17 protein-coding genes are annotated in these 21,450 nt (G+C 73.6%); 9 read left to right on the forward strand and 8 right to left on the reverse strand.

Annotated features, from left to right (window positions below; genetic code table 11):
* Positions 1-2: 2 nt before the first annotated feature.
* Positions 3-1,736: a GNAT family N-acetyltransferase gene (locus ACIBI5_RS26670; protein WP_397251224.1), complete on the forward strand. Its 1,734-nt coding sequence runs from the start codon at positions 3-5 to the stop codon at positions 1,734-1,736.
* Here ACIBI5_RS26670 and ACIBI5_RS26675 read toward each other — a convergent pair.
* Positions 1,684-2,409, reverse strand: a complete 726-nt coding sequence (locus ACIBI5_RS26675) for a hypothetical protein (RefSeq protein WP_397251226.1) — start codon at positions 2,407-2,409, stop codon at positions 1,684-1,686. The two genes, ACIBI5_RS26670 and ACIBI5_RS26675, sit on opposite strands and share 53 nt — an antisense overlap.
* A gap of 143 nt (positions 2,410-2,552) precedes the next feature.
* Here ACIBI5_RS26675 and ACIBI5_RS26680 point away from each other — a divergent pair, with 143 nt between their 5' ends.
* Together ACIBI5_RS26680 and ACIBI5_RS26685 are read left to right on the forward strand one after the other, a co-directional pair.
* Complete coding sequence (locus ACIBI5_RS26680; protein ID WP_397251228.1) at positions 2,553-3,887, forward strand: hypothetical protein; 1,335 nt, start codon at positions 2,553-2,555, stop codon at positions 3,885-3,887.
* Entirely contained in the window at positions 3,884-4,684 is an 801-nt protein-coding gene (locus tag ACIBI5_RS26685; RefSeq protein WP_397251230.1) for a substrate-binding periplasmic protein, read from the forward strand. The genes ACIBI5_RS26680 and ACIBI5_RS26685 overlap by 4 nt, the downstream gene beginning before the upstream one ends.
* On the opposite strand, the gene ACIBI5_RS26690 is transcribed toward ACIBI5_RS26685, so the two are convergent.
* Entirely contained in the window at positions 4,681-5,694 is a 1,014-nt protein-coding gene (locus tag ACIBI5_RS26690; protein ID WP_397251232.1) for an ABC transporter substrate-binding protein, read from the reverse strand. The two genes, ACIBI5_RS26685 and ACIBI5_RS26690, sit on opposite strands and share 4 nt — an antisense overlap.
* Before the next feature lie 192 nt (positions 5,695-5,886).
* Between ACIBI5_RS26690 and ACIBI5_RS26695 the strand changes: the two genes are divergently transcribed.
* Positions 5,887-8,355, forward strand: a complete 2,469-nt coding sequence (locus tag ACIBI5_RS26695; RefSeq protein WP_397251234.1) for an FtsX-like permease family protein — start codon at positions 5,887-5,889, stop codon at positions 8,353-8,355.
* A 6-nt stretch (positions 8,356-8,361) separates the two neighbouring features.
* Positions 8,362-9,120, forward strand: a complete 759-nt coding sequence (locus ACIBI5_RS26700; protein ID WP_397251236.1) for an ABC transporter ATP-binding protein — start codon at positions 8,362-8,364, stop codon at positions 9,118-9,120.
* On the opposite strand, the gene ACIBI5_RS26705 is transcribed toward ACIBI5_RS26700, so the two are convergent.
* Genes ACIBI5_RS26705 through ACIBI5_RS26715 form a run of 3 tightly spaced genes read right to left on the reverse strand, consistent with a single transcriptional unit; the run spans position 9,081 to position 11,697 of the window.
* Positions 9,081-9,746, reverse strand: coding sequence for a response regulator (locus tag ACIBI5_RS26705; RefSeq protein ID WP_397251238.1), 666 nt, complete (start codon positions 9,744-9,746; stop codon positions 9,081-9,083). The two genes, ACIBI5_RS26700 and ACIBI5_RS26705, sit on opposite strands and share 40 nt — an antisense overlap.
* Positions 9,743-10,813: a sensor histidine kinase gene (locus tag ACIBI5_RS26710; RefSeq protein ID WP_397251240.1), complete on the reverse strand. Its 1,071-nt coding sequence runs from the start codon at positions 10,811-10,813 to the stop codon at positions 9,743-9,745. Before ACIBI5_RS26710 ends, ACIBI5_RS26705 begins: the two co-directional genes overlap by 4 nt.
* Before the next feature lie 29 nt (positions 10,814-10,842).
* A complete protein-coding gene (locus tag ACIBI5_RS26715; protein WP_397251242.1) occupies positions 10,843-11,697 on the reverse strand; it encodes an AraC family transcriptional regulator in 855 nt (284 codons plus the stop codon).
* A gap of 84 nt (positions 11,698-11,781) precedes the next feature.
* Here ACIBI5_RS26715 and ACIBI5_RS26720 point away from each other — a divergent pair, with 84 nt between their 5' ends.
* The 4 genes from ACIBI5_RS26720 to ACIBI5_RS26735 all read left to right on the forward strand — a co-directional run bounded on the left by ACIBI5_RS26720 (position 11,782) and on the right by ACIBI5_RS26735 (position 16,414).
* Positions 11,782-12,582, forward strand: a complete 801-nt coding sequence (locus ACIBI5_RS26720; protein WP_397251244.1) for an NAD(P)H-binding protein — start codon at positions 11,782-11,784, stop codon at positions 12,580-12,582.
* 107 nt (positions 12,583-12,689) lie between these two features.
* Entirely contained in the window at positions 12,690-13,568 is an 879-nt protein-coding gene (locus tag ACIBI5_RS26725) for a GNAT family N-acetyltransferase (RefSeq protein ID WP_397251246.1), read from the forward strand.
* Positions 13,565-14,677, forward strand: a complete 1,113-nt coding sequence (gene menC / locus ACIBI5_RS26730) for an o-succinylbenzoate synthase (protein WP_397251248.1) — start codon at positions 13,565-13,567, stop codon at positions 14,675-14,677. The genes ACIBI5_RS26725 and menC overlap by 4 nt, the downstream gene beginning before the upstream one ends.
* A gap of 99 nt (positions 14,678-14,776) precedes the next feature.
* Positions 14,777-16,414 (forward strand): helix-turn-helix domain-containing protein, encoded by a 1,638-nt coding sequence (locus tag ACIBI5_RS26735; protein ID WP_397251250.1) that lies wholly within the window; start codon positions 14,777-14,779, stop codon positions 16,412-16,414.
* Here ACIBI5_RS26735 and ACIBI5_RS26740 read toward each other — a convergent pair.
* Genes ACIBI5_RS26740 through ACIBI5_RS26750 form a run of 3 tightly spaced genes read right to left on the reverse strand, consistent with a single transcriptional unit; the run spans position 16,392 to position 21,441 of the window.
* The gene (locus ACIBI5_RS26740) at positions 16,392-18,446 is read right to left on the reverse strand and encodes a prolyl oligopeptidase family serine peptidase (RefSeq protein ID WP_397251252.1); all 2,055 of its coding nucleotides are present in this window, start codon (positions 18,444-18,446) and stop codon (positions 16,392-16,394) included. The two genes, ACIBI5_RS26735 and ACIBI5_RS26740, sit on opposite strands and share 23 nt — an antisense overlap.
* On the reverse strand, positions 18,443-19,576 hold the full coding sequence (locus ACIBI5_RS26745) for an erythromycin esterase family protein (protein WP_397251254.1): 1,134 nt from the start codon (positions 19,574-19,576) through the stop codon (positions 18,443-18,445). The genes ACIBI5_RS26740 and ACIBI5_RS26745 overlap by 4 nt, the downstream gene beginning before the upstream one ends.
* Positions 19,573-21,441 (reverse strand): ABC transporter substrate-binding protein, encoded by a 1,869-nt coding sequence (locus ACIBI5_RS26750; protein WP_397251256.1) that lies wholly within the window; start codon positions 21,439-21,441, stop codon positions 19,573-19,575. Before ACIBI5_RS26750 ends, ACIBI5_RS26745 begins: the two co-directional genes overlap by 4 nt.
* Positions 21,442-21,450: the final 9 nt, after the last annotated feature.

Consider the following 21,450-nt stretch of genomic DNA (forward strand, 5'->3'; position numbering starts at 1 on the left):
GGGTGAGCGGACGGGTGCGGCTGAGGGCGGCACGGCCGGACGAGGCCGGGCCGCTGAGCGAGCTGGCGATGCGGTCCAAGGCGTCCTGGGGGTATGACGAGGCGTTCCTGGAAGCCTGCCGGGAGGAGTTACGGCTGCGCGACGTCGTCGGCCGCAGGACCGTGGTGGCCGAGCGGGACGGCGGCGTGGTGGGGTTCGCCACCCTGGACGGCGACCGGCCGCACGGCGAGCTGGGCATGCTGTTCGTGGAGCCGGAGGCGATCGGCCAGGGCGTGGGCGGGCTTCTCTACCGGCGGGTGCTCGAGGAGGCGGGTCGGATCGGGTTCACCCGGCTGTCGATCGCCTCCGACCCGCACGCCGAGGGCTTCTATCTGGCGATGGGCGCGCGGCGGCACGGAACCTCCGGCGTGCTGCCGCTGCTGGTCGCCTGGCCGCCGGGACCGGAGCCGGCGTGGGTGGACGCGTGGACCGGCGGGCGGCCGGCGGTGCACGTGGGCAACGTCGCCGAGTTCAACCGGACGTTCAGCCCGATCCCGGCGGGACGCGACCACTACTCCTGCCTCGCGGTGTTCGCGAGCCCGCGTCCCGCGGTCGTGATCCTGCCGGAGCCGGTGGACGGGGCGTGGATCCGGGATCTGGCGGACGTGCTCGGCTGGGGCGAGGTGGAGGTCCACGGCGGCGTCGCCGCGGACGGCGGGGTGTCGGCGGCGATCGCCTCCAGGCCGGACCTCACGGAGTGCCTGGGCCGGGGCCGCGTGCTGCCCTGGGGGCGTACCGCGGAGTTCGAGCGGATCATCCCGTCGGCGGGCGGCGTCCTCCGGGCCGTCGAGAGGTTCGAGTCCAAGCGCGGCGCGCACGAGCTGTTCCGGGCGCTGGCCCCCGGGCATCCGGGAATCCTCATCCCGCGGCAGCGGCCGGTCGGCTCCCGGCGGGACCTGCTGCGCGAGCTGGCCCGGGGAGAACCGCTGGTGCTGAAGACCGACTACGGCGTCGGCGGGTCCGGCACGCTGGTCGTGACCGGCGCCACGCCGCGGATCGGGGCACTGGCGCGACGATGGGCGCGCGAGGGCGGGCTGATGGAGGAGTACGTGGACGGCTCGGGCCCGTTCCGCGCCCCGACCTTCGACGCCGTCGTCGACGACGCCGGTGAGGTCCACCCGGTCGGGACGGGCGCGATGGTGATGGACGGCACCCGCTACCAGGGGGTCACCGTCGGCCCCGGCGTGCTGCCCGCGGCGCTCGAAGAGACGGCCGCGCGGTTCGGCGGCGCGGTGGGACAGGCGCTGGCCGAGCACGGATACCGGGGGTGGTTCGACGTGGACTACGTCACCGGCCCGACCGGCCGCCTGTCCCCGACCGAGATCAACCTGCGGCTCACCGGCCCGGCGGCGGCGTTCTGCGTCCAGGCCCGGCTGGACCGGCTCCACGGCGGCCGCCACTTCGTGCGCACCCTGGACTACCTGCCGCTCGGCGCCCGCCTGCCCCCGGCCGCGCTGCGCGCCCATGTCGCGCGGGCGGCCGATGAGTGCCGGGGGCTCGGGGCGACGCTCCTGGTCACGGTGCCGACGGCGGCCGCGGAGGCGGAGCCGTACCTCGGCGTGGCGATCGCCGCGCGCACGGCCCGCGCCCTCGACGAGGCGGAGGCCGCGCTGCGCGGCGCGAACGAGGCACTCGGCGCCATCTTCACCGCCTCGGCACGACCACGAAGAGGACGAGCACGGCCGCGGCGATCATGAGGGTGATGTTGAACCCGTAGACCAGCGCGGCCTGGCGCGGCCAGTCCGTCTTGGCGGCGAGCCGGTAGAAGTTGTCCTGCGGCCACCACGCGACCAGCAGCCAGGTGATCGCCAGCTGCGCGAGCGTCGTCAGCCACGCCGGGCGGCCCAGCCGGGCCAGGAACGACCGGCCGGACACCAGGAACATGACGCCCAGCCCGAACGACACGTACTCGGCGGCGTAGAGCCCGCGGAAGAACCCCGCCCACGGCTGGGGCACACCGGTCAGATCCGTCGAGTACGGCCAGAACACGTCCGTCAGCGCGAACGCCACCATCCCCGCCGCCACGGCGACCAGCACCCGGACGGGCACCATGCTTCCGGGGTCACCGCCCCACCCGCCCGCCTTCCCGCCGCCGCTCCTGTTCGGCCCGGCCCGCACGGGCAGCGGCAGGCTCCCGTGCTCGATCTCGCCCTCCGGCGTGCGTGGCAGCACGGGCACCACCGCGACCAGGTCGGGCACCTGCCGCTCCGGCAGCCGCCCGCGCAGGAAGGAGGCGAGCTCCCGTCCCCGCGTCCCGCCGGGCGCGACGACGTAGGCGATCAGCGTCGTGCCGTCCCTGACGACGGCGCAGTCGGCCACCTTCGGGTGCGCGCGTAACTCCCTTTCGATGACGCTGAGGCGGTCCGGCATACACGGCCCCCATCTCCAGTCGATGATCGTCGTCCCCCGAGGTTGTACCCAGCCCTTGCGGAGCCGTCGCGCTCGCGGTCATGCTCGATCTTCGAGCACAAGTCGATGTCGGGAGGCGCGGTGCGCACACGCCGGAGCGGCCCATGACGGTGACGGTGACGGCGAGGCCCCCGGCCCGGCGCGAAAGATCGGTCTCCGGGCGGGTGCGGCTGCTGTCCGGGCTGGCCCTGCTGGCGCTGACGCTGCTGCTGGGCGCGTTCGTGGCCGGGGCGGCGAGCACCGGCACGGGCCTGCGCACCATCGGGCACGACGCCGGCCCCCAGGTGCTCGCCACCACGGGCCTGTACCGGCAGATGTCGGAGATGGACGCGCTGGTGGCCGAGACCCTGCTGCTCGGCAGAGAGTACGGCCCGCAGCAGCAGGCCGACCTGACCGGCTACGACCAGCGGCGGCTGGAGATCTCCGAGAGCCTGCTCAAGGCCTACCGGCTCGCCCTGGACAACCCCGCCGAGCAGCGCACGGTCGAGTCGCTGATCGAGGGCCTGGGCCGCTACGAACGGCTGGCCGCCCACGCCCGCCTGCTGGACACCCAGTCCGGGCACACCGCGGGCGCGCCGCCCGACGACGTGGTCGCCGCCTACCAGCGGGCCACCGACCTCATGCACCGCGAACTGCTCCCCCAGGCCTACAACCTGACGCTGGAGACCGGGACGATCGTGCGGCGCGCGCACGACGCCGAACGCTCGGCCACCTCGCTGGCCCGCACCGCGGTCATCGTCACCGGGCTGCTCGCGCTGGGCTGCCTGCTGGCGTTGCAGGCGTACCTGACCCGCAGGTTCCGGCGGGTCTTCGCCCCGGCCCTGGTGGTGGCCACCGTGCTCACCGCGGCCGGCCTGGTGAGCGGCCTGGCCCTGCTCAACCAGCAGGGCCGGGCGCTGGAGGAGGCCAAGGCCCGTGGGTTCGACTCGGTGCTGACCCTGACCAGGACGCGGGCGATCAGCAAGAGCATGCACGGCGACCAGAGCCGCTACCTGCTCGACCGCTTCCGCAAGGACACCTACGAGCACACCTTCCTGGACAAGGCGCGCACGATCGTCGCCGTCGAGTCGACCAGCCTGCCCGACTACCAGAGCAAGCTGCACCGCGGCTTCCAGGGGGTGCTCGGCGGCCTGGCCGGGCGCGACCGCGACCGGCTCTTCGCCGTCTACCAGCGCTTCCAGCAGGCCGACGCGCGGATGCGGACCATGTCGGGCGAGGCGGCGATCAAGTTCTGGGACGGCGAGCTCACCCAGGCCTACGAGGGCTACGACCAGGTGCTGGAGGAACTCGTCCGGCGGCACGAGTCGGACTTCGAGCGGGCCATCGACAGCGGCGACGGCGCTCTGGAGACGCTGTGGCGGTGGATCCCGGCGGGGCTGGCCGCGGGTGCCCTGTTCATCCTGGCCGGCATCCGGCCCCGGCTGAGGGAGTACCGGTGAGAAGACTGCTGATCTGCCTCGTCCTGATGCTCACCGCCTGCGGCACCGCCCGGCCGGAAACCTTCGTGGACAAGGACGAGCTGATCGTCGCCATCCGCTCCGACGTGCCGCTGATCAGCTTCAAAGGGGCGGACGGCGCCTATCAAGGCTTCAACATCGACGTCGCCCAGGACCTCATCTCCCGGCTGGGCAAGCGCATCCGATGGCTGGAGATCAAGGCCGGCGACCAGACCAACGTGCTCACCGACGGGCGGGCCGACGTGGTCTTCGCCCACATGTCGGTCACGCCCGAGCGCAAGAAGCTGATCGACTTCGCCGGGCCGTACCACGTCGACTTCCAGGACATCGCGGTACGGCCCGCCGACAAGGGCGTCATCCGCGACGTCCGCGACCTCGAAGGCCGCAAGATCTGCTTGGTGAAAGGCACGAACATCGCCCAGCGGATCGTGGACGAGCGCCGCGTCGAGGCGGAGCCGGTCGAGGCGCCCGACTACAACGTGTGCCTCGACATGATCAAGGACGGCCGGATCGACGCCATCTCCACCAACAGCCAGATCCTCGCGGGGCTGCTCACCAAACCGGGCGTCGACCTGCACCTGGTCGGCGCGACGTTCAACGAGCAGCGCACCTCGATCGGCGTGCGCAAGGGCGACGTCGACGGCTGCGAGGAGCTGAACCGGGCCATCACCCGCATGTACCAGGACGGGACGGCGCACATGCTGCTGGACAAGTGGTTCGGCAAGTCGGGCATCGACCTGTCGGTGGTCTCGGTGCCGCAGTTCGAGGGCTGCTCCTAGGCGGGCGGCCCGGCGACCTCCGCGCCGAACCTGGTGACGAGCTCCTGCTTGGCCCGCCCGGCGGCCTCCACGTCGTAGGGGACCAGCTTGACCGTCGCCGGGTCGGCCGCCTTGGAGTGCGGCGGCACCCGCGTGTTGGTGGGCAGGGCGTAGAACTTCACCAGCGGCCCGAGCCGCTGGGAGGCCCCGCTCAGCGCCCAGTCGACGTAGGTGCGCGCGCTGCCCGGATTGTGCGCCCCGGCCAGGACGGCCAGCCCGCCCAGCTCGTAGCCGGTTCCCTCCTGCGGGAAGGTCACCTCCAGGTCCGGATAGCCCTGCTCCTGGGCGGCGACGCAGTCGTGGGAGAACACGACGCCGACCGCCGCCTCCCCCTTGGCCGCCTGCACGGCGGCCTCGCTGCCGGAGGTGTTGTACCGCAGCACGTTCTGGTGGAGGCCGCGCATGTAGCCGAGCGCCGCGCCGGTGTCGCGGCCGTTCAGCTCCGCCTGGGTCCACAGCGCGGTGTAGGCGGTGCCCGAGGTGGCCGGATGGGCGATGGCGACGCCGCCGCCGCGCAGCCTCTTGTCCAGCAGTTCGCCCCAGGAGCGGATCGGCTTCATGCCGCGCTCGGCCAGCTTCTTGGTGTTGTTGCAGAACGACAGCACCCCGGCGTAGATCCCGCTCCAAGCGCCGTCGCGGTCGGCCCAGCCCGGCCGGATCTCCCCGGACACCTCCGACCGGTACGGCTCCAGCAGCCCCTGCCCCTTGGCCGCCACGTAGGCGTCAGCCGGGCCGCCGTGCCAGACGTCGAACTCCTGGCGCTCCCTGGCCCCCTTGATCCGTTCCAGCGCCTCCCCGCTGGACAGCCGCACGTAGTCGGCCTCCACGCCGGTGGCGTCGGCGAACCGCTTGACCATCATCGCGCACCACCGCTCGCTCGCCCCGCACGCGACCGTGATCTTGTCCCGTCTCGGTGACGCACAGCCCGCGGCGACGAGGACCACTACCAGCACGGCGGCCAACGGCCTCATTGCCTCTCCCAGGGGGTCGCCCAGATGTGATCTCATTCGACACTCCGCCGCGCGGCTCACGCAACGGGGTACCCGGGTACTCCTCGCCGAAGTACCCCGGTACCTGCCGAAGATCCGCCTGGATGCGGAGGATCCGCGCCCCTGCCGCCGGGAGCCTGGAAAGGACAGGCACCACCTTTCAGGGAGGCTCTCTTGCTGTGGCTGGCATGGCGGACGGTACGCCGGCATCCGGGCAGCGTGCTGGGCGCGCTGATCACGCTCATCCTGGCCGCCACCGTGGTCGGCGCGATGTGGTTCGTGGTCGACTCGGCCGAGCGGCAACGGCCCGTGGTCGAGCGTTACGCCGGGGTCCCGCTCGTGGTCGGCGCCGGCGGCATCGCGGGGGCGTTGCCGCCCGGCCTGGTGCGCGCGCTCGGCGCGCTGCCCGAGGTGGCGCGGACCGTGCCGGACCTCACGTTCATCGCACCGCTGGCCGTGCGCGGGACGACGGTGAGCGTCCCGGGCGACCAGTACCCGAGCCCGGCCGGGCACGGGTGGGGCAGCGCCGCGCTGACGCCGTTCCGGATCGAGCGCGGCCGGCCGCCGGGCGCGCCGGGCGAGGTGGTGATGGACGCGCGGCTGGCCGGGGCGGCGGGGGCCGCCGTGGGCGAGCGGGTCGAGGTGGCGGTGTCCGGGGTCTTCCGGCCGTACGAGGTGGTCGGAGTGGCGGTGGCCGCGGGGGCCTGGCGCCACCAGTCGGCGTTGTTCTTCACCGACGATCACGCGGCGGAGCTGGCCGGGCGGCGTGACGGCGTCGACGCCGTCGGCGTCTTCCCGGCCGTCGGCGTCGATCCGGAGCGGCTGGGGCGGGCGGTCGGCCGGGTGCTGGAGCCGTACAACCGGCTGACCGCGCATCCGATGCGGGTCTCCACCGGCGACGCTCGCGGCCTGGCCGAGGGCAACGTCGTCACGAGTTCCGGCGGGGGGTTCAACACCCTGTGGTTCCTGGTGTACATGACCGGGCTGGTCGCGGTCGGCATGGTGTCGGCGGTCATGGGGCTGTCGCTGCGGCGCAGGGGCAGGGAACTGGCGGTGCTGCGGGCCGTCGGCGCGCGTCCCGGTCAGCTGCGGGTGATGCTGGTCGCGGAGGCGGTCCTGCTCGCCCTGGCCGCGGGCGCGGTGGCGGTGCCGCTGGGCGCGCTGCTCGCGCCGGTGGTGGCCGGCCGCCTGCGCGGGTTCCGCGTGCTGAACGCCGCGTTCGAGGTGCGCCACACGCCGCTGCCCGCGCTCTGGACGGTCCTGTTCGGCGTGGCCGTCGCGCTGGTGGCGAGCATGCTGGCGGTACGGCGGGCCATGCGCATCCGCCCCGGCGACGCGCTGGCCGAGGCCCCGGCCGAAGGCGCCCGGCTGGGCCGTGGCCGGCTGGTCACGGGGCTGGCGATGTTCGCGCTGGCCGTGGCGCTCACGGTCGTCCTGCTCGGGAACCTGGTCGCGCTGCCGGAGCCGCTGGGGCCGATGATCGCGCAGTTCGCGATCGTGGTGGCGCTGGTCACCGGCGTGGGGCTGGTGGCCCCGTGGTTCATCCTGCTCACCGGCCGGCTGCTGCGGCCGGTGGCGGCGCGGGCCGGCCGCGCGGGCGTCTTCCTGGCCACGGCCGGCGTGGTCTTCAACCACCGCCGCTTCGCGGGGGCCGTCGGCTCGCTCACGCTGGGCATCACTCTCGCCGGCGTGATCATCGGCACGCAGCTCTTCTACGACTGGCGCGCGGCCCACCGGGCCACGGCCGAGGTCGTCGCGGACCACGTGCTCACGCCCTCGCCGATCGGCAACGCCGTGGGCGAGGACCTGCGCCGCGGCCTGGGCGATAGGGCGGTGGGCGTCCGGATGCTGCCCATCACCGTCCTTCCTGAGGGGCGGGCGCCGGTCGCGATGACCGCCTCTCTGGTCACCGGCGATCTCACCCGGGTGCTGAGCCTTCCGGTGCGGGGCGGCCCGCTCGGCGGCCTGAAGGCCGGGCAGGTCGCGATGAGCGAGGGACTGGCCGCGAAGCACGGCGCCGGCGTCGGGTCGCGGATCCGGATCCGGCTGCCGGGGACTCTCGACCATGCGAGCGTCACCGTGGCGGCCGTCTACGCCGGCACCACCGAGCTCGGGCAGGTGCTGCTGCCCTCGGCCGGCCCGCTGCAGGCGCAGCCGTACGCGGCGATCTATGTGCGGGGGCCGCTCGGACGGGAGGTCTCCTCCGCGGCGGTCGTCTCCCACGACCGGCGGGAGTACGTGGAGAGCAAGGCGCGCGAAAGTGCCGAGCGCAACCGCGTCATGCCCTATGTCTCGATGCTCATCGGGGTCTTCTGCCTGGTGGCGGCGGTCAACAGCCTGTGCCTGGCGGTCGTGGACCGCAGGCGGGAGTTCGGGGCCATGCGGCGGCTGGGGATGCGCCGTCGTCAGGTGATGGGGATGGCCGCGTGGGAGAGCGTGCTCACCGTGCTGCCCGTGGTGGTGTTGTCGCTGGCCGCCGTCGCCGCCCTGGCGGCCGTGCACGCGGTGAGCTCAGGCGGGCCCGCCTCGCCGGTGTCCTTCATCCCCTTCGCGTGGCTGGCCCCGCTGGCGGGCGGCGCCCTACTGGGAGCGTCGGCGGGTTCGGTCCTGGTCGTCCGTGCGGTCATGAAGAACGAGAGGTAGGCAGAGATGACCATCACGCGTGAGCCCGCGGTCCTTCTCAACGGACTCGGGAAGATCTACGGCTCGGGGGCCTCGGCCGTCACCGCGCTCCACGACGTCACCTACGGCTTCGCCCGGGGGTCGTTCACCGCGGTCATGGGGCAGTCGGGGTCGGGCAAGACGACGCTGCTGCAGTGCGCGGCGGGGCTCGTCCACCCCACGTCGGGCAGCGTGCGCGTGGGCGGCGCCGACCTTACCGGGCTGCGGGAGCGCGAGCTCGCCTCCATGCGGCGCGAGCGGGTCGGCTTCGTCTTCCAGTCGTTCAACCTGCTCCCGGCGCTGAGCGCGCTGGAGAACATCGAGCTGCCGCTGCGCCTGGCGGGGCGGCGGCCCGACCCGGACTGGGTGCGGGAGCTGGTGGGCAGGACCGGCATCGCCGAGCACGTACGGCGGCGCCCGCACGAGCTGTCCGGCGGCCAGCAGCAGCGGGTGGCCATCTGCCGCGCGCTGGCCGCCGGGCCCGAGGTCGTCTTCGCCGACGAGCCGACGGGCAATCTCGACACCGCCTCGGGGCAGGAGATCCTGGCCATGCTCCGGCAGGTCGTCGACGCGCTGGGCCAGACGGTCGTCCTGGTCACCCACGACCCGGCCGCCGCCGCGCACGCCGACCGGGTGCTGTTCCTCAGCGACGGACGACTGGTGGACGTCCTGACGGAGCCGACGCCCGAGCGGGTCGCCGCGGGAGTTCAGCGGTCCTCCCCCGGCCTCACCAGACCGGCCTCGTAGGCGGCGATCACCGCCTGCGCGCGGTCGCGGACGCCGAGCTTGGCGAACAGCTCGCTCACCCGGTTCTTCACCGTCGACAGCGACAGGTTCGTCTCCTGCGCGATCTGCCCGTTGGACAGGCCGTGCGCGATGAGTTCGAGTACCCGCCGCTCGCGTTCGGTCAGCGCGGACAGCTCGGACGGCACCTCGGGCGCGCGGCGGCGGGCGGGGCGGACGAAGGTGCCGATCAGCCCGATGAGCAGCCGGGGCGCGACCGCCGCCTCGCCTCTGTGCACGATCCTGATGCCCTCGATCAGCTCCTCCGGCGAGGCGTCCTTGGGCAGGAAGCCGGACGCGCCCGCGCGCAGCGCCGTCACGACGTGCTCCTCCAGGTCGAAGGTGCTCAGCGCGAGCACCTTCGTCCCGGGGAGTTCGGCGACGATGCGCTCGGTGGCCGCGATGCCGTCCATGCCGGGCATGTGCAGGTCCATGAGGACCACGTCAGGACGCAGTTCGTGGCCGCGCCGCACGGCCTCCAGGCCGTCGCCCGCCTCGCCCACCACCAGCAGGCCGGTTCCGGTCTCCAGCAGCAGCCGCAGTCCCGCCCGGACCAGGACCTGGTCGTCGACGACCAGCACTTTGATCATGTCCGCTCCGGCAGGGGGATGCGGGCGCGCACGAGGAAGCCTCCTGCCGGTGCGGGACCCGCCTTGAGCTCGCCCCCGACCAGCGAGACGCGCTCGGCCATGCCCGCCAGGCCGAGCCCCAGGCCGGGGCCGCCGGACGCGCCACGCCCGTCGTCGCTCACCTCGACCTCGACCCGGCCGGGCAGGTACGCCAGCCGTACGCGGGAGGCGGCGCCGGCGGCGTGCTTGCGGGTGTTGGTCAGCGCCTCCTGGACGATGCGGTAGACCGCGTGGTCCACGGGCGCGGGCAGCGTGACCACCTCGCCGGTGACCTCCAGGGCGGCGTTGCCCGACTCCCCGACCAGCGCGGGCAGGCCGGCGGCGCCGACGCTCGCGAGGCCCTCGGCCTTCTCGCCGTCGGTGCGCAGCACCTCCAGCAGGTGGCGCATCTCCGTCATCGCCTGCCTGGCGGCGTCCTCGCCGGTGAGCAGGGCCTGCCGGGCGCGATCGCCGTCGGTGGGGATCAGCCGCCTGGCCGCGCCCATGTACAAGCTCACCACGCTGACGTGGTGGGCGATGACGTCGTGCAGTTCGCGGGCGATGCGGCGGCGTTCCTCGCGGACGGCGCGCTCGGCCGCCTGCTCCCTGCCGCGGCGGGCCATCTCCGCGCGCAGGGCGGCGACGTGCCCGGCCGTGGCCGGGAGCATCGGGAACAGCGTCATCGTCACGCCGGTCAGCGGATGGCTCAGCACGAAGTCCGCGGTGAGCACCCCGGAGACGGCCGCCGCGCCCAGCGCCACGGTCGCCGCGGCGGGGGCGGGCGCGTGGCGGCCCGCCAGGAACAGAGCGATGATCATGGCGCTGTTCGGGGTGTCGTAGCCGGGCGGCATGGTCCCCAGCAGGTAGAGCACGCCCACGAGCGCGACCACGGGAACCGGGTGCCGCCTGCCCAGCGCGACGAGCCCGGCGCAGGCCAGCGTGATCAGCAGGCTCTTGACGGAGCCCGCCCCGGGCAGCTCGGCCGCCAGGACCACCGCCGCGAGGGCGAGGTCGCCGAGCCAAGGCCGGCTCCGCACCCCGTCGATCACCGCCCCAATCTACGCGAATCGCGCGCCCGTCAGCCGGCGGCGGCGGTGCGGTAGGCGGTGGGGCTCTTGCCGAGGACCCGCTTGAACGCCGCGCTGAAGCCGAACGCGTCGGCGTAGCCGACCTTGCGGGCCACCGAGGCGACGGTCGCGGCGGGTTCGGTGAGCATGTCGGCGGCCAGCGCCATCCGCCAGCCCGTCAGGTACGCCAGCGGCGGCTCCCCCACCAGCTCCGTGAACCGTTTCGCCAGCGTGGTACGGGAGACCGACGCCGCCTCCGCCAGGGAGGCGAGGGTCCAGGGCTCGGCGGGCGAGCCGTGGATGGCGCGCAGCGCGGGTCCGACCACGTCGTCGCCCAGCGCCGCGTACCAGCCGGGCACGACCGCCTCCGGCCGGGCGAACCACTCGCGCAGCGTGCACACCAGCAGCCAGTCGAGCAGCCGGTCCAGCACGAGCTGATGGCCGGGGCGCCCGCTCAGGAGCTGGAACTCCAGGTACTCGGCCATGGTGGAGCAGCCGTGCTCGTCGGAGACCACCAGCATCGGCGGCAGCACCCGGACCAGGCGGCGTGCGACCTCGCCGCCGATCTCGTAGGAGCCGGTCAGGAGCACGGTCCGCTCGCCCGGCCCGGTGCCGGCGGCCGGGCCGCGCTCCGGGCTGTCGGCGAACACGAACGGCTCGGGGCCGGTCACGACGGCCGCTTCACCGGCGCGTACCCGATGGGCCTGCTCGCCCCTGACCAGCCAGCCCTCGCCGCGCAGCGGGCAGCACAGCGTCAGCGGCGCGCCCGTGCCGATCCGCGCCGTGCAGGGCGGCGACAGCACCGACGCGTCGAACACGGCTCCCTGGCCGCGCACACCTCTGAGCAGATCATCCAGCGGGTCCACCGTGCCACGATATCCGGACGATCGGACAACTCCCCCGTACGCTCACCCATGTCCGGACCACGCCGTCACCGGTTGGCTGGACCCATGAGTGAGATTCTGATTCTGGGCGCGAGCGGCAAGACCGGCCGCCGGCTGGTGCGACGGTTGCGGGCGGCGGGCGAGAACGTACGGCCGGCGTCCCGCTCCAGCCAGGTCCGGTTCGACTGGTCCGACCCCGGCACGTGGGACGAGACGCTGCGCGGGGCCCACGCCGTCTACCTGGTGGCCCCCGACGGCCCCGGCCCGGTCCACGAGTTCGTGCAGCGGGCGGCGGACGTCAGGAAGTACGTGGTGCTGTCGGGCCGTGGCGCCGACAAGCTCGATGCGGCCTTCTCCCGGAGCATGCTGGACGCCGAGGAGGCGGCGCGCGACTCCGGCGCGGAGTGGACGGTGCTCCGGGCCAACAACTTCAACCAGAACTTCGACGAGTTCGTGTGGCGCGACGGCGTGATGGCCGGGCTGCTCACGCTGCCTCTCGGGCGGACACCGGAGCCGTTCGTCGACGTCGAGGACATCGCCGAGGTGGCCGCCGAGGTGCTGACCGGCGACGGGCACTCCGGGCGTACCTATGAGCTGTCGGGGCCGCGCGGGCTGACCTTCGAGGAGGCGGTCGCGATCATCGCGCGGGCCTCGGGACGCTCCATCCGGTACGAGGAGGTGACGCCGGAGGCGTACCGGGCGCAACTGGTGGCCGAGGGCTGGGGCGAGGAGGACGCCGACGGGGTCCTGGCCATGTTCGCCTACATGCGCGAAGGACACGTGGCCGAGCCCGCCGACGGGGTCCGGCAGGTACTCGGCCGCGAGGCGGCCTCGTTCGAGGACTACGCGAGGCGCGTCTGGTCCTAGCCTCCGGGCGATGACGTCGGCCGGTTGTCCGCCCGGACGAACCGGGCCCCGACCTGATGTCCTCGCCGACCATCTACGGGACCCGATCGGTTGCGACCATGGCCGTCGTGACCGATCTCATCAGCGACCGTCGCGAGTCCCCGGCCGCCGAGGCCGCCCGCGCGGCGGCCGAGGCGGCCGCGCGCGGCGCGGGCGTCGACATCCGCCCCCTGGACAGCGTCGGCGAGCTTGAGGCCGTCCGCCGCCTGTACGAGCGCATCTGGCGCACCGGCGAGAACAACCCTCCGGTGACGGCCGACCTGCTGCGCGCGATGTGGAAGGCGGGCAGCTACGTGAGCGGCGCCTTCGACGGGGGCGAGATGGTCGGCGCCTGCTTCGGCTTCTTCTCCCCGCCCGCCCGCGCCACCCTGCACAGTCACATCGCCGGAGTCCTGGCCCGCACGCAGGGACGCAACGTCGGTTTCGCGCTGAAGCTGCACCAGCGCGCCTGGGCGATGCCGCGCGGGGTCGGCGAGGTCGCCTGGACCTACGACCCGCTGATCCGGCGCAACGCCTACTTCAACATCACCAAGCTGGCCGCCGATCCGGCCGAGTACCTGCCGAACTTCTACGGCCCGATGGACGACGACATCAACCGCAGCGACGACACCGACCGCGTCCTGGTCCGGTGGCGGCTGGAGTCGCCCGAGGTCGAGGCGGCCTGCGCCGGCCGGCCCCGGCCGGTCGGGGTGACGGCCGCGCACATGGGCGTCGCGCTGGGCGTCGCCCCCTCCGGCGGGCCGCTGAGCGGCCGCGCCGACGCCCCCACCGTGCTCGTCGGCGTCCCCGCCGACATCGAGACCATGCGCGAGAAGGATCCGGCCCGCGCCGCCGAGTGGCGCAAGGCGCTGCGCGAGGTCCTGGGCGGGCTGCTCGCCGAGGGCGCGCGGGTACGCGGGTTCGACCGCGCCGGCTGGTACATCGTCGACAGGCAGGAGAAGCCGTGAAACTCACCGGAGTCGAGATCCGCACCATTCAGGTGCCGCTCGTGTCACCGTTCAGGACGTCGTTCGGCACGGAGACCGTACGCGAGGCGCTGGTGCTGCGCGCCGTCACCGACGAGGCCGAGGGGTGGGGCGAATGCGGCGCGGGCACGGCGCCGCTGTACTCGCCGGAGTACACGCACGCCGCCGCCGACGTGCTGACCCGTCACCTGGTCCCGGCGCTGGCCGGGGTGGCGGAGCTGGACGCGCACCGGGTCGCCCCGGCGCTGGCCGCGTTCAAGGGCCACCGGATGGCCAAGGCCGCGCTGGAGACGGCGATCCTGGACGCGGAGCTGCGCGCCCGCGGCGTCTCCTTCGGCCAGGCGCTCGGCGCCGTGCGCACGGCGGTGCCGTGCGGGGTGTCCGTGGGGATCACCGAGTCGATCCCCGAGCTGCTGGACACGGTCGCCGGCTATCTGGAGGCGGGCTACGTGCGGATCAAGCTCAAGATCGAACCCGGCTGGGACGTCGAGCCGGTCCGTGCCGTGCGCGAGCGGTTCGGTGACATCCTGCTGCAGGTCGACGCCAACACCGCCTACCGGCGCGGCGACGCCGGGCACCTGGCCGGGCTCGACCCGTTCGGCCTGCTGCTGATGGAGCAGCCGCTGGACGAGGACGACCTCATCGGGCACGCGGAGCTGGCCAAGCGGATCACGACGCCGATCTGCCTGGACGAGTCGATCGTCTCGGCGCGGGCCGCCGCCGACGCGATCGCGCTCGGGGCGTGCCGGATCGTGAACATCAAGCCGGGCCGCGTGGGCGGCTACCTGGAGGCCCGGCGGATCCACGACGTGTGCGCGGCCAACGACGTGCCCGTGTGGTGCGGCGGCATGCTGGAGACCGGGCTGGGCCGCGCCGCCAACGTCGCGCTGGCCGCGCTGCCCGGGTTCCTGCTGCCCGGCGACACCTCGGCCTCGGATCGCTACTACCGCACCGACATCACGCCGCCGTTCCGCCTGGTGGACGGGCACCTCGAGGTGCCGGCGGGGCCGGGGCTCGGCATCAGCCCGATCCCCGACGTGCTGGACGCGGTCACGGTCGCGACGAGCTGGGTGCCCGTAAGCGCGCCATGACGGTTGTCCCGCCGGACGAACGGGATGGCATCATTTCGTCATGGCGACCCAACGACCCCGCACCCGCGCTGAGCTAGCTTCAACCGTGTGCTCGACCCCATGAGCGGCCTTCCGCGAGCCGGCCTCGCCCGTGTGCTGGAGGAACTCGGCTCCACGCTGCTCGACGTCGTCTGCGGCGACGTCGAGCCGGCCCGCGACGTCGGCGGCGTGGTCATCCACGACCCGCTCGACGAGCCGGAGCTGCCGGGCAACGCGCTCGTGCTGGGCGTCGGCCTGCACGATCCCGCCGAGATCGCGCGGGTCGTCACCCAGGTGGGCAAGCGGGGGGCCGCCGGGCTCGTGGTGCGCGCACCCGTCGTACCGGACGAGGAGCTGGTCGCGGCGGCGCGCGAGTCGGGGGTCGCGGTGCTGGCGTTCGCGCGCGGCGCGTCGTGGACGCACCTGACCGGGATGCTGCGGACGCTGACCGCGGACGGCGGCCTGGACGACGCCGACGCGTTCGCGCTCGGCCGGGTCCGGTCGGGTGATCTCTTCGCGGTCGCCAACGCCATCGCGGCGCTGCTCGACGCGCCCGTCACCATCGAGGACCGCAACTCACGCCTGCTGGCCTTCTCCAGCCGGCAGGAGGAGGCCGACCCGTCGCGGGTCCGGACGATCCTCGGCCGTCAGGTCCCCCGTCACTACACCCAGATCCTCGAAGAGCGCGGGGTGTTCCAGGCGCTCTACCGCAGCGGCAGACCCGTCTTCGTGGCGCCGCTGCCCGAGAGCGGCGAGCTGCCGCGGGCGGCCATCGCGGTACGCGCCGGGGACGAGATCCTCGGCACGATCTGGGTGGTCGCGCCGGAAGCGCTGAACGAGGAGCGCAGCGAGGCGCTCTTCGAGGCGTCCAAGCTGGTCGCGATGCACATGGTGTGGCAGCGGGCGGACGAGGACAGGGAGCGGCGGCTGCGGGCGGAGCTGCTGAGCACCGCGCTGGAAAGCGCGCCGGGGTCGCTGGAGGCGGTGCGCCGCCTCGGGCTGAAGGACGAGCCGGCGGTCGTCCTCGCGCTCACGGTCGTCGCCCCGGCGGCGGCGCATCCGCTGCCCGCGCAGCTGGCCACCGAGCGCAAGCGGCTGGCCGACGCGTTCTCCATGCACCTGTCGGCCGTGCACCCGCGCGCCGCCGCGGCGCTGATCGGCGATGTCGCGTACGGCATCCTGCCGCTGCCGCAGAGCGGCCAGGACGCCGAGGAACGCGCCGCCCTGATCGCCACGGAGTTCCTGGCCCGTGTCGGCTCCCGCCTGCGTCCGCTGGTCGGGGTGGGGCAGCTCGCCCTGGACGCGTCGGCGCTGGCCCGATCCCGCTCCGGGGCGGAACGCGCGCTGCGCGTCCTGCGCGCCGGGGTCCTGGCCGGCCGGCAGGTGGCCCGGCTGGACGACGTCCACGTGGAGGCGCTGCTGCTGGAGCTGGCCGACCTGGTTCCGCGCGGCGACCTGCCGAGCGGAACGATCGCGCGCGTGGCCGCCTACGACAAGGAGCACCAGACCAGCCTCGTCGAGACGCTGCGCGCCTGGCTGGACGCCTTCGGCGACGTCGCGGTGGCCTCGTCGGCCATGTACGTGCACCCCAACACGTTCCGCTACCGGCTGCGGCGCGCGGCCGAGGTGGGCCGCGTCGACCTCACCGATCCGGGCGCGCGCCTGTCGGCCATGCTGCAGCTGCGCCTGATGTCGATCAGGTCGGCCCCGGACGGCTGAGCGGGCCCCGCAGGCCGAGCGTGCCGATCAGGAACGCCAGCCACTCCGCGTCCTGCGCCAGCGCGACGTCGTGCGGGGTCGCCGCGCCGTGGCCCGCGTTGTCGAAGACGTGCAGCAGGATCGGCGCGTCGCCCCGCTGGGCGGCCTGCATCCGGGCGGCGAACTTGCGCGCGTGCCAAGGCCGGCACCGCGGGTCGTTCGCCCCCGCCTGGATGTAGACCGCGGGAAAGTCACCGGGACCGGCCAGCTGGTACGGCGACAGCCGCAGGAGCCGGCGCACCTCCTCCGGGTCGTCCGGGTCCGCCCAGGCCTTGCGGATGACGAAGTCGAGGTAGGGGTCACGGGTGCCGCCGACGAGATCGAGCAGCGGCTCCCTCGGCAGGACGGCCCGCCACAGGTCCGGCCGCGTGGTGACGGCGACCCCGCACATGAGGCCGCCGTCGGACCCCCCGGTCAGCGCGAGCCGCCCCGGATCCGTGACACCCTCGGCGATGAGGTGCTCGGCGACCGCGACGAGGTCGGCGTCGCGCACGTGCTTGTTCTCCCGGTGCGCGGCCAGATACCAGTCCCGGCCGAACTCGCCGCCGCCGCGCAGGTACGCCTGGACCAGGACGCCGCCGGCGGCGACGAAGGCGGCCAGGTCGGGCTGGTACTGGGGCAGGAGGGGCACGTTGGCGGCGCCGTACGCGGAGATCAGGACCGGCGCGGGACGCGCGGGGTCGCTCCCGGCCGGGCGCACCACGTGGTACGGCACCGCCACCCCGTCGGCGGCGACGGCGTGCCCCGTCTCCAGCGAGGCGTCCAGGGTGAGCGCGGGGGCCGACAGCGTCTCCAGCCCCGCCCGGCCGGGACGGTGCCGGTAGACGCCCCAGGAGCTGGTCAGCGTGGAGAAGGCGAAGACGAAGTCGTCGGCGGGCGGGCCGGCGGCCAGAGCGGTCATCGCGAAGAACGGGGCGGCGAGCGCGCCGCGCCCGGGGAGCGGGACCTCACCGGTGACGGCGCCCGTGTGGTCGAGGACGCGGACCCTGGCGAAGGTCCGGTCGAACTCGCTGAGGTAGAGCCGCCCGCCGACCGGCTGGAGGGAGCGCAGCACCGTCTCGCCCTCCGGGACGAGTTCGGTCCAGCCCTCCGGGTCGCCGGGGTCGTCAGCGTCCAGCGGGATGGAGACCACGCGCCCGCGGGCGGCGCCGACGTCGGTCACCGCGATGTAGTGGTCGCCGACGACGTGGCCGGCGATGGTCCCGGAGCACGCGGTGACGAAGGGGCGCCACACGGTGCCGGGCCGGGACAGGTCGCGGACCGCGACCGGGATCGGGCTGCCCACGCGATGGCTGGCGACGGCCCACCGGCTGCCCGGCGCCATCTGGACGAGCGTGTACTCCCGGGAGCCCGCGCCGACCGGGATGGGTTCGAGGGTGGTCCTGCCGTGGCGGTGGAGGAAGACCGCCTGCCGGAAGTCCTGGGGCGAGCCGGTGAGGGCGAAGAAGTAGAAGCCGCTGCCGTCGGGCAGCCACGAGACGCCGCCGGCCCACGCGCTGTGCAGGACCTGTTCCGGCGCGCCGTCGAGCAGCCGTCCCGTGTCCACCTCGACGAGGCGGATGGTGTTGTGCTCGCTGCCGTCGGCGCAGACGCCCAGGGCCAGGACGCGGCCGTCGGGTGACGGCGCCAGCCAGGACAGGACGGCCGGGTCGCCCGCGTCGCCGAGCCCGGCCAGCTCGATCAGCGGGCGGCCGGGGCCGAGCGGCTCGCCGGACACGACCACCGAGGAGCCCACCGCGCGAAACCACCGCCCGGCCGCGTACTTGGGCAGGGCCGGACGGGACCCGGCGTCGTGGGCCAGGACCAGTGCCCGGACGTCGCCGGGGTCCTGGCCGTCGTAGACGACCGCGGTGGCCAGCTCGGCCTGGCGCCGCTGCCAGAGCCGCACCTCGGGGGTCTCCTCCTCCAGCCAGCGGTACGGGTCGGGCGCGCGGACGCCGGCGACGTCCTCGAAGACCTCGACGGTGCGCGCGGGCGGGTAGGGCAGGGTCATGTCGCCTCCAGTTCGGCGCGCAGCCGCTCGAACGCGCCGGGAATCCGGGTGACCCGGCGCAGGTGGATGAGGGCGTCGAAGGCGGCGGGGAAGTCCTCGACGAGGTCGAGGCCGCCGCCGGCGAGCGTGCCGTCGACGCCGTCGAAGAACGTCGTGGGCGCGCGGCGCAGGTCGACGGCGGTGACGGCCCGCCCGATGCGGTCCAGCCGCGCCTCGACGGAGTTCGGCGGCGCGACCCGGGCCTCCAGGAAGACGTCGCAGTCGAACGGCCGCGGCGAGCGCTGCGCGAACCGGACCTCCGGGCCGGAGCCGTAGGTCATCCCGACGACGACCAGCCCGTCTCCGAGCGCGGCGTCGAGCATGCCGCCCATCGTCGGCCGGTTCAGGAACGGCGTGCGCCGCACGTGCGCGTTGTGCGCGCTCACCACGACGCGTTCCTCCCGCTCCAGGATCCAGCGCACGGTCTCGGCCATGAACACCTCGCGCGGGTACGGCCCGGCCGCGGGCGGATCCAGCTCGGCGGCGAACGCGTGGAGCGAGGCGGCGCACCGGCGAGCGACCTCGTCGCCGTCGGCGGCGGCACGCTCCCGCAGCTCGCGCAGGCCGCCGAGCAGCCGGGCCCGTCCCGCCTCGGACATGGCCGCGTAGCCGAGCGCCGCCTCGGTGCGGCCGCCCAGGTCGCTCAGCTGAACGAGCTCCCGGTCGCCGGGGCGGCCCGGGATCCGGTCGAGGATCGCGCGTACGGCGGGGCCGGGTGAGGTGGAGGAGCCGGGCAGGTCCATCCCGTAGAAGCTCACCCGGGCCGGGCCTCCGGAGTTGCGCGCGCGCATCCAGCGCAGTTGCCCGCGCATCGGCTCGCATTCGCCGAACCGGTAGGTGATGCCGTCGCGGGCGACGTCCTCGGCCCGGCCGGGGCCGCCGTGGATCCAGGCGTCGACGGCCAGGCCCTCGGCGAAGCCGGACTCCATCACGAAGGCGGAGAAGCCGAGCTCCTCGGCGAGGGTGCGGAACAGCCGGTCCTTGAGCTCGTAGAACTCGGTGATGTTGTGCGCCCCCTCGCCGATGGCGACCACCCTCGCGTCGCCGGCCAGTTCACGCACCGACGCGGCGTCGCCGGGGTCGATCATCATGGGCGGGTGCCGGCCGCGTCGTGGAAGTACCACAGCTCCGGGGTGTAGAGGAAGCTGATCAGGGCGTTGAACGACGACTGCGGGCCGGACAACGTGTTCTTCCACACGACGAGCGTGTGCGGGGTCGGCAGGAAGAGCACGGGCAGGTCCTCGGCCAGGCCGTTCACCTCGGCCGACAGCGACTTCTCGTCCGAGCCGAACGTGGAGGCGTTGATCAGCTTGTCGATCGCGGCGTTGCGGTAGCTGCCCAGGTTGAAGCTGCCCTCCGTGTTGAGCACCGTGTTGCTGCTCGGGTAGCCGGCCGCCAGGTAGAGCGGCCCGTAGTCCTGCATCGCCCACTCGTTCTTGGTGGCGGGGGCGTAGGTGTTGCCGTAGTTGGCGTACATGTAGTTGAGCGACTTGGTCACGATCTTGACGTCGATGCCGAGCTTCTTGGCCGCCGAGGCGAAGGCGACGTCGCGGGCGCCGACGAAGGCCGGGGCGTTGGCGGAGGCCAGGGTGAAGCTGATCGTCTGTCCGCGCGGGATGCCGGCGCCGCACTGGCCGGGGCCGGTGCCGGGGCGTTCGCAGGTGGTGGAGCCGTTCGGCGTCACCTTCCAGCCGTTGTCGGTGAGCAGCTTCCCGGCGGCGGCGGGGTCGTAGGGGTAGGGCGGCCGGTCGCCGAACGCGGGCGGGTAGGGCGAGCCGTGCCCGGCCGTGCTGTAGTTCGGGGAACCGGCGCCGTTGTAGACGCCCCTGCTGGTGATGTAGCCCTGCTGGTCGATCAGGCGCTGGAGGGCCTGGCGGGCGTACCTCTGCGTGATGATCTTGTCGAAGTTGTTGACGGTGTTCTTGAAGTTGATGACCAGCGAGTCGAGGCGGGCGGGAGCGGGGGCGCCGTAGACGTTGTACCCCTTGGCCTTCAGATCGGCGATCTGGGTGACGAAGCTGGAGTCGAGCGTGCCGACGGTCAGGTTGCCGGCCTTGAACTGGTTGAGCACCGCGGCGGCGGAGGTGAAGGCCTTGAAGTCGATCTGGTCGAGCCGCGACTCCCCGGGACCGCTGTAGGCCGTGTTCGGCGTCAGGGAGAACGAGCCGGTCGTCGAGTCGAAGCTCTTGAGCAGGTACGGCCCGTTGACCACCTTCCAGAGCGGGTTGCCGGCGAAGGTGGACTGCGACTCCGACTCCTTCGTCAGGTACTTGTAGATCGCCTTCGCGTGTTTCGGCTGCTTGTAATCCAGGTGCGGGCCGCCGGTGCGGGCGATGTTCCACTCCGCCGACGGCATCACGTACAGCAGCGTGAGCATCGACAGGAGGTACGACGGGTTGTACGCGGTCTCCAGCCTGAGCGTGAGCGTGTCCGGCGCGGCCGCCTCCGCCGTGACTCCATCGGGGAACTGGCCGGGGGTGTAGAAGCTCCAGTTGGCCGGGCTCTCCGCGAGCGCGGCCTTGAGCAGCGCCATGGAGAAGACGACGTCATCGGCGGTGACCGGGGTGCCGTTGGACCACTTGTAGTCCTTCATCTTGATGGTCACGGTCTTGCGGTCCGGGCTGTAGGCGGGCGGCTCGGCCAGGCTCAGCTCGGCGTCGGCGATCTGGTCGCCTTCCCCGCTGGGTCGGTAGAGGGAACGCCACAGCAGCCCGCGGGCGACGACGGTCCCGTTGGCGGCGGCCGGCGGGTAGGGGTAGATGTAGTTGGGGCTGAGTCCCGGGGTCAGCGCGACCGTGGCGGTCCCGCCGTCCTTGGGGGTGCCCGTCTGCTTCGGCTGGGCGCTGTAGCCGCCGGTGACGTCCTTCGTCGCGCCCCCGCCGCCGGTGCACGCCGTGGCGAGCACCGCGGCCACGGCGAGCGCCGCGGACAGCCGCTTACCGGACACATAGGTCATGGATGGCTC

This window comes from Nonomuraea sp. NPDC050540, from assembly GCF_044457485.1.
Classification (GTDB): Bacteria; Actinomycetota; Actinomycetes; order Streptosporangiales; family Streptosporangiaceae; genus Nonomuraea.